Annotated in this window: 6 protein-coding genes and 4 pseudogenes; 7 read left to right on the top strand and 3 right to left on the bottom strand. The window is 67.4% G+C overall.

Features of this window, described 5'->3' with window-relative positions:
* Window positions 1-113: 113 nt before the first annotated feature.
* Window positions 114-665 carry a D,D-peptidase/D,D-carboxypeptidase VanY-N gene (gene vanY-N / locus ACFVYE_RS46930; RefSeq protein WP_389609689.1) on the bottom strand — a complete coding sequence of 184 codons (552 nt, stop codon included), beginning with the start codon at window positions 663-665 and terminating at the stop codon, window positions 114-116.
* A gap of 86 nt (window positions 666-751) precedes the next feature.
* Here vanY-N and ACFVYE_RS46925 point away from each other — a divergent pair, with 86 nt between their 5' ends.
* The 6 genes and pseudogenes from ACFVYE_RS46925 to ACFVYE_RS46900 all read left to right on the top strand — a co-directional run bounded on the left by ACFVYE_RS46925 (window position 752) and on the right by ACFVYE_RS46900 (window position 6,895).
* Entirely contained in the window at window positions 752-1,447 is a 696-nt protein-coding gene (locus tag ACFVYE_RS46925) for a response regulator transcription factor (protein WP_072489755.1), read from the top strand.
* Window positions 1,422-2,564, top strand: a complete 1,143-nt coding sequence (locus ACFVYE_RS46920; RefSeq protein WP_389609687.1) for a sensor histidine kinase — start codon at window positions 1,422-1,424, stop codon at window positions 2,562-2,564. Before ACFVYE_RS46925 ends, ACFVYE_RS46920 begins: the two co-directional genes overlap by 26 nt.
* Before the next feature lie 168 nt (window positions 2,565-2,732).
* Window positions 2,733-4,339, top strand: a pseudogene (locus ACFVYE_RS46915) (IS4 family transposase).
* 58 nt (window positions 4,340-4,397) lie between these two features.
* Window positions 4,398-5,228 carry a cation:proton antiporter gene (locus ACFVYE_RS46910; RefSeq protein ID WP_389609685.1) on the top strand — a complete coding sequence of 277 codons (831 nt, stop codon included), beginning with the start codon at window positions 4,398-4,400 and terminating at the stop codon, window positions 5,226-5,228.
* Between the two features lie 35 nt (window positions 5,229-5,263).
* Window positions 5,264-5,720, top strand: a pseudogene (locus ACFVYE_RS46905) (hypothetical protein); the annotation flags it as partial.
* Window positions 5,721-5,728: 8 nt separating this feature from the next.
* Window positions 5,729-6,895: a peptidoglycan bridge formation glycyltransferase FemA/FemB family protein gene (locus tag ACFVYE_RS46900; RefSeq protein WP_072488674.1), complete on the top strand. Its 1,167-nt coding sequence runs from the start codon at window positions 5,729-5,731 to the stop codon at window positions 6,893-6,895.
* Between the two features lie 434 nt (window positions 6,896-7,329).
* Here the strand turns inward: ACFVYE_RS46900 and ACFVYE_RS46895 are convergent.
* Both ACFVYE_RS46895 and ACFVYE_RS46890 read right to left on the bottom strand, forming a co-directional pair.
* Window positions 7,330-7,603: pseudogene (locus ACFVYE_RS46895) on the bottom strand (FAD-dependent oxidoreductase); the annotation flags it as partial.
* Window positions 7,600-7,806 (bottom strand): ferredoxin, encoded by a 207-nt coding sequence (locus tag ACFVYE_RS46890; protein WP_389609683.1) that lies wholly within the window; start codon window positions 7,804-7,806, stop codon window positions 7,600-7,602. The gene ACFVYE_RS46890 and the pseudogene ACFVYE_RS46895, both read right to left, overlap by 4 nt.
* Here ACFVYE_RS46890 and ACFVYE_RS46885 point away from each other — a divergent pair.
* Window positions 7,766-7,991: pseudogene (locus ACFVYE_RS46885) on the top strand (transposase); the annotation flags it as partial. The gene ACFVYE_RS46890 and the pseudogene ACFVYE_RS46885 sit on opposite strands and share 41 nt — an antisense overlap.

Here is a 7,991-nt window from a genome sequence, read left to right as displayed (position 1 = left end):
TCATCCACAAGATCGGACCCGGCCTCTACGCAGCCACAACCTGGTCACCAACTACCTTGCAATCAGCGGGCGTTCGTTAACTTCCCGGCCTTGGGGGAAAGCCCCTGCCCCTGTCAACGAGCTTGCGGAGCATTGCGGATCTCCTGGGTCGTTGGAGGCAAGTCAGCGTCCGGGTGGTACTCGAAATGCCACCACTCGTTGTCGTAGATGCGGTAGAGGTCGTAGCGGGCACCGTGTTCCTCGAGCCAGCGCGCGCCTTCGTACGGGCGCACATCCAGCGCGGTGCCCTTGACGTGCCTGGATTCCGCCGGTGGCAGCACGAGCATCCGGGCCGCGGCCAGTGAGCCGACGCGGCGCACCTCCTGGTCGAACAACCGTTGCTGGACGAGGGGATCGCGGTATCCCGAGGTGAGGCCGATGAGTTGCCCGTGGCGCCAGAGAGCCCCGGCGCGTGCGGCGGTGAACGCCGCCCTGGCACCGTCGGTGAGCCCGGTGAGATCCTCGGCAGGAAAACGGATCCCCAACGCCCAGTCGCAGGCCAGTTCACGGGCGCGGCCGGGATTGCGGACGAACGTAACCGGGAGCAGGAGCACGGCGAGCACCACCGCAAGTACGGCGAACAGCCGGTCACGGGGCCGAGGCGGGATAATGTGTGGTTCGTTCATACCTCCAGTCGAGGGGGCATGACGTTGTCAGCCCGTATCCAGTTTTCGATATGCCGACGATATGCACCGGCTCGTAGCATGAGGCCATGCGTGTTTTAGTCGTTGAGGACGAGCCATACATGGCAGAGGCCATCCGCGATGGGCTGCGCCTGGAGGCGATCGCGGCCGACATCGCCGGGGACGGTGATACCGCTCTGGAACTGCTGAGCATCAACACTTACGCCATCGCCGTCCTCGACCGGGACATCCCCGGACCTACCGGTGACGAGATCGCCCAACGCATCGTTGCCTCCGGCGGCGGCATGCCGATCCTCATGCTGACCGCTGCCGACCGGCTCGACGACAAGGCCAGCGGGTTCGAGCTCGGCGCTGACGACTACCTCACCAAGCCCTTCGAACTCCGAGAACTCGTGCTCAGGCTCAGAGCACTCGACCGCAGGAGCGCCCACAACAGACCACCTGTGCGAGAGATCGCAGGCTTGCGTGTGGATCCGTTCCGCCGCGAGGTCTACCGCGAAGGCCGCTACATCGCGCTCACCAGGAAGCAATTCGCTACGCTCGAAGTCCTCGTCGCTGCCGAAGGCGGTGTCATCAGCGCAGAAGAGTTGCTGGAGCGAGCGTGGGATGGGAACGCAGATCCGTTCACCAACGCGGTGCGCATCACGGTCTCGGCCTTGCGTAAACGCCTCGGCGAGCCCTGGCTGATCACCACCGTGGCCGGGGTTGGTTACCGCATCGACACAGGACCGAACGCCGATGACCAGGAAGCGGAGCGTGGATAGGCGTCAAGGGTTGAGTGTCCGCCTCAAGCTCACCCTCAGCTACGCCGCATTCCTCGAGATCGCGGGCGCCCTGCTGCTCGCCGCCGTGTGGATGTTTCTTCTGCGAGGAAGGTCGGACAGCCTGAGCGTCCCTGATCGGACCGACTTCCTACGCGTCTTCGACCCAAGCAATTTTGGACCGGTCGTCTTCATCCCGGCGGGAATCCTAGTGCTGGCGTTCCTGCTGATGTTCGGTCTCGTGGGCGGGTGGATTCTGGCCGGCCGGATGCTCACCCCGCTGATTCGCATCACCGACGCCACACGCAGGGTGGCGAACAATGGACCGCTCTCCCACCGGATCCGCCTACCGGGTCGCCGAGATGAGTTCCGCGAACTCGCCGACTCCTTCGACGTCATGCTCGCGCAGCTCGAAGCCCACGTCGCCGAACAGCAGCGATTCGCGGCCAATGCCTCTCATGAACTGCGCACTCCGCTGGCGGTCACTCAGGCGCTTCTCGACGTGGCCCGCAACGATCCGAACCGCGACACCGACGAGCTTGTCGAGCGCCTCCGCGTGATCAACACCCGGGCCATCGACCTCACTGAAGCATTGCTCCTGCTCAGCCGCGCCAACCAGCGGTCATTCACCAGGGAACACGTCGACCTGTCCCTCATGGCGGAAGAAGCCACGGAAACGCTCCTCCCTTTGGCGGAAAAGCATGGCGTCACCATCGAAACCACCGGCGACATGAGCATCACCATCGGCTCTCAGGCGCTCCTGCTGCAGATGACCACGAACCTGCTGCACAACGCGATCGGCCACAACCTGCCTGAACACGGCATCGTATGGGTGAATACCAGCGTCCACCCCAACTCTGTTGTGCTCGTTGTCGAGAACACCGGCGAGAAGCTCACCTCAGAGCTGGCGTCGACGCTCACCGAGCCATTCCAGCGCGGCACCGAACGCTTGCACTCCGACCACGCAGGTGTCGGCCTCGGCCTGGCAATCGTCAAAAGCATCACCCGAGCACACGACGGAACCCTCACCCTCACCCCCCGCCCCGCTGGCGGGCTCCGCGTCACGGTGCGACTGCCCGCCGCGTCAGCGCACACACAAACAGATGGCGATCAGGCCTGACGAAGGGGCCTTGACCCAAGGCCGGGTAGTTAGCGTTTTCGCTGGTCACGCAAGCCCGTTGAGGGATTCCGTGCGTGGAGCAACGGAGCTCGTTGGTACAGGCAGTCGTCCAGGACAGCTTGTTCACGAGGAGGTCCGTTGCCGTTTCGTCATGTCCTTTCGGCCCCGGTGGTGGCCATCACCCGTACGGTCACCGTGGCGGCGGGCCGGTTCGCGCCGGGGCATCTGGGCGAGCTGACAGCCGTCGTGCCGTTTGAGCTGGTCGACGCGGTCCTGGAGGAGACGCAGTCGATGCAGCGGCGACTACGTGATCTCCCGTCGCGAGTCGGGGTGTACTTCCTGCTCGCGATGTGCCTGTTCCCCGAGGTCGGATACCGGCTGGTCTGGGACAAGCTGACGGCGGGCCTGGACGGGATTGCGGTGGCCGGTCCGATACCGAAGGCCCTGCGTGATCTGCGCCGCCGGCTCGGAGTCGCACCGGTGCGGGCACTGTTCGAGGTGCTGGCCGGACCGTTGGCCAGGCCAACGACACCGGGGTGCGATTCGGTCCGTTCCGGACGGTGTCGTTCGACGGGTGCAGTTCACAGAAGGTCGCCGACTCCGAGCGGAACCGGCTCTGGCTGGGGCGGACGTCTCACCACGGCTATCCGACCATCGAGTTGATGACGCTGGTCGAGACCGGGACCAGGGCGCTCATCGGCGCGGTGTTCGGGCCGCCAGCCGGTGGCGAGACGGGTTACGCCTCACGGCTACTGCATCTGCTGCGGCCGGACATGCTGGTCCTGTGGGACAAGGGTTTCGATGGCAACAGCTTCCTCGCCGCAGTGAACGCGACCGGTGCCCAGGTGCTGGGCCGGCTCCGGGCCAACCGCCGCACCCCGGTCCTGACGCGTCTCGGCGACGGCTCGTACCTGTCGGTGATCGGTACGGAGAAAGTTCGTGTCATCGACGCAACCATCACGGTGACCTGCGCGGACGGGACCGTCTTCGCAGGCTCCTACCGGCTCGTCACTACCCTGACCGACGCCCGCCGCTACCCGGCGGCCGTGCTGGCAGGTCTCTACCACCAGCGGTGGGAACACGAATCGGCGTACTACGCGCTCCGCCACACGATCATGAACGGGCGCGTCCTGCGTTCGGGCGACCCGGTCGGCGTCGAGCAGGAGATGTGGGCCCTACTCACTCTCTACCAGGCCCTGCGGACCGTGATGGTCGAGGCCGCGGAGTCGCTGCCGGACACCGATCCGGACCGCTGCTGCTTCACCGTCGCGCTCCAGAGCGCCCGTGACCAGGTCGTCCAGGCCGCCGTCATGACCGACCCCGCCGACGCCGGTCGCCTCGGGCTGATCGGCCACCGGATTCTGACCCGCCTCCTCCCGCCACGACGCCAGCGGGTCAGCACCCGCAAGGTCAAGTCACCGATGTCCCGCTACAGCACCCGCCACGAGGACGGCAGGCCCGACAACACCCGCACTATCACCGGTCTCGAAATCAACGTCCTTGAGCCTCCGGAATCCCGCCCTCAGCTCCCCGCCGTCTCCCGCGACGACCGGCACACCGCCCTCGCCGAGCGACGCCGTCACCGAATCCTGGCCCTGCTCGAGAAGGACCCCGACCGCCTCTGGCGTCCCCGTGACATCGCCTCCCATTTCGGCGACATCACCATGGAGACCATGTATCGACAGCTCTCCAGATGGGCCGAGGCCGGCCTTATCCACAAACTCGGCCCAGGCCTGTACACCGCCACAGCATGGACCCCAACTCCCCTTGCGTGACCAGCGAAAACGCTAACTACCCGGCCTTGGGTCAGGGCCCCTCCCCATGCTGGCCCGCATGCTGTACGAGCGGGGTCTGCAGAACTCCCGCCTGGGGCGGCTGTCCCTGGTCGCCGCGTCGATCGACGACGCGGGGGCCTGGTGCTTCCTGGCCATGTTGACGGCCGTGCACACCGGTTCCGGGGCCGCGGGCGCTCTGCCCGTGATCGGTTACAGCATCCTGTTCACCGCCGTGATGCTGCTCGGAGTGTCCCGGCTGCTGCGGCCGCTGGCGCGGCACGTCGGCCGGCAGGGCACGCTGAGCCCCGGCGTGATGTACGTCGTCGTCATCGTCCCGATCGTCTGCGGATACCTCACCGACCTGATCGGGATCTACGCGGTCTTCGGCGGCTTCATCGCCGGCCTGGCCATGCCCCGTGACCCGCAGTTCCGCCAAGCGCTGCACAGCCGGATGATGGACACCGTCTCCACGCTACTGCTGCCCATCTTCTTCGCCCTGTCCGGCCTCACCACCGACCTGCAGGGCATCTCGGCCGACACCCTGCTGTTCGGCGTCGCCGCGCTCCTGGCGGGATTCGCGGGCAAGTACTTCGGCAGCGCCCTGGCCATGAAGACACTTCGCTTCAGTTGGCGCGAGGCCTTCGCTGTGGGAGGACTGATGAACGCCCGCGGCATGATGATCCTCATCTTCATCAACATCGGCTTGGCGCAGGGCCTGATCACCAAGCCGGTCTTCTCCGTTCTCGTCGTGGTCGCCGTTGTCACGAGCGCCACGGCCCTGCCGCTGTACCGCCGGGCGCTCCCGGAACACCTGGAGATGCAACTCGGCAGCGGAGTGCCCACTCCGGCGCCGGCACCACGCCCCCTCACGACGACCGGCATGCACTGATTTGCAAGCACCCGCCGGAGGCCCAGACCCATGGTCGGGCCGAGGACATCCCGGTGGACCCACCTCGTGCGCTGCGCACCACGGTGGCCACCGAGAAGGGGCTGCCAGCGGTGTACGTGGCGCATCTGGGTCCGTGAGGGGGATACGCAGGGGCGACTTCTGGACGGACTCGCGGGACGCCGGTGCGACGAAGCTCGCCAAGGCCGTCGCCGCCGAGCGCAGCGAGCGGGTGCGGGTGCTCGGTGGCTTCAACGGCACCATGGGCGACCGGGTCGACGGCCTCACCTCGCGGCTGCGCTCGGTCCTGGACGTGGCCGGGGACGGGTTCGGCTTCAGCTGGCCGGCGAGGCGGCGCGGATCGACCAAACCCTGGTCCGCGGCGTGGAGCCGCCGGCCGGTGGTGGCCAGAATCAGATGGTTAGCCGCCGGGTGGTGACATATCGTCGGCATATCGAGAATCGCATACGCCCGGGCAACACTCCACTACATTGACTGGCGGCATGTCCTTCAATCCCTCCAGCGAACTCATGCGAACTGCAGCCGGGAATCCGGTCGTCAGGCCGATCAGCGACGCCGAGCATGTGGCGTTCGTGCGGGCCCAGCGGTCGGTCAGCTTTCTGCAGACCCCGGCGTGGGGCCGCGTCAAGACCGAGTGGCGCAGCGAGTCCCTCGGCTGGTTCCTGGGTCGGCGCCTGGTTGGTGCTGGGCTCGTACTGCACCGCCCGGTGCCGCGGCTCGACCGCTTCACGCTGGCGTATCTGCCCGAGGGCCCGGTCATCGACTGGAGCGGCGAGATCGGTGCTTGGCTCGATCCGCTGGCGGCCCATCTCAAGGCCCAGGGCGCGTTCGCGATCCGGCTCGGCCCGCCGGTGCGCACACACACCTGGAGCGCCGCCCAGGTCAAGGAGGGCATCGCCGACCCGGGCAGCAAGCGGCTCACCGACATCTCCGGCCACTGGTCCGACCCGGTCGGTGCCCGCGTGGGCAGCAGGCTCCGGGAGGCCGGCTGGCTGTCGCAGAGCCCGGAGGACGGGTTCGGGGTCGGGCATCCACAGTTCAAGTACGAGATCCCGATGGCAGGCAGGACCGAGGACGAGCTGCTCAAGGGCATGAACCAGCAGTGGCGCCGCAACATCAAGAAGGCGGCCAAGGAGGGCGTCGAGGTCACGGTCAGCGACAGGGGCGCGGAAGACCTCAAGGCGTTTCACGACCTCTACGTCCACACCGCCGAGCGCGACCACTTCACACCCCGGCCGCTGCGCTACTTCGAGACCATGTTCGCGGCGCTGAGTGCCGAGGACCCCGAGCGGATCAAGCTCTATATGGCCCGCCACCAGGGCGACTTGGCCGCCGCCACTGTCCTGGTCCGCGTCGGCGCCCACGCTGTGTACGCCTATGGCGCCTCCTCCACCGCGAAGCGCGAGGTGCGTGGTTCCAACGCCTGCCAGTGGGCGATGATCCGCGACTCGCTCGCGGCCGGATGCGACGTCTACGACCTGCGCGGCATCACCCCCACCCTTGACGCCGACGACCCGCACGTCGGCCTTGTCCAGTTCAAAGTCGGCACCGGCGGCCAGGCGATGCGGTACGTCGGCGAGTGGGACCTGCCGCTGCGGCCGATGGTTTACCGGGCCTTCGGCCTCTATATGAGGCGGCGCGGACGCTGAACCGCACAGCCGACTACGCGAGCGCGGCGGGGACTTCGTCGCGGCGTGCCGCAGGAAGCCTTGACCAGCACACATTCGCCTGCGGCAAGGTGACCGCGCAGCCAGTCGACAGCCGCCACCACGCCGGCCCGGGAGACGGGGCGTCGTAGGAGTCGTTGACCAGCATCGCGCCGCCGCGGCCACATCGAGGGGGAGCTCTGCCGCGAGTGCTGCCGCCGTGGCAGGAGCCGCGTTGAGTGCCTGGTGCGCGCCCACGAGCGGCAGCCCGACGCGAGCCGAGGTGGCAGCGTTCCGCAGCGTGAAGGACGGCCAGCCGAGCCGGTCGAGGACCAGGTCGAGCACCGGTACGTCGGCGTAATCAGCCGCCCCGAAGGCCGCCACCGGACGTGGTGGGGCTCATCTTCGTGCCGTCGTCGAACAGCAGGATTGTGCGGGGCGGTGAGGCCCACCTGGATGGCCTCGCAACCGTAGCGGGCGTCCAGGCCGAAGGCATCGAGTTCGGTCCGGGTGCGCAGGGGGGGTAGCCGGTCAGGGGCTCAGGCGCCGGAGAGGATCTCCTTCGACAGCGGGGTCGGTCGTAAGGGGCCCTGGCTCGTCGTCGATGAGTGTGAGGGTGCCGGTGTGGCCCGACCGGCGCAGGGTCTCGGCGGCAGCCAGTCCGGCCTCCGAGGCGCCGACGATCACGCCTCGATCGGGTGCGGCAGTCACGACGACTCCCCGAGCCGGATCGCTGCCCCGGGGCACATCGTGGCCGACTCGCGTACGGCGTCGTGGAGTTCGGAGGGCGGAGTGTCATCGAGGACTTCGACCATGCCGTCCTCGTCCCGCTGGTCGAAGACGTCGGGGGCGAGCATCACGCACTGGCCCGAGGCAACATACCTGGGAACATCGACTGTGCTCCACACGGGCATTCAATGGGAGTATCTGCCACAGGAGTTGGGCTTCGGTTCGGGCATGACGTGCTGGCGGCGTCTGCGGGACTGGACCGAGGCCGGGGTGTGGCCCCGTCTGCACGAGGTCCTTCTGGCGGAACTACGCAAAGAGGGCCTGCTGGAGATGGATGACGCAGCGATCGACGGCTCGCATGTCAGGGCGC

Origin of the sequence: Streptomyces sp. NPDC058239 (assembly GCF_042882185.1) — a bacterium.
In the GTDB taxonomy this organism is placed as follows: Bacteria; Actinomycetota; Actinomycetes; order Streptomycetales; family Streptomycetaceae; genus Streptomyces.
Note: the sequence above shows the minus strand (reverse complement) of the source record. Positions and strands in the feature narration are given on the sequence as shown.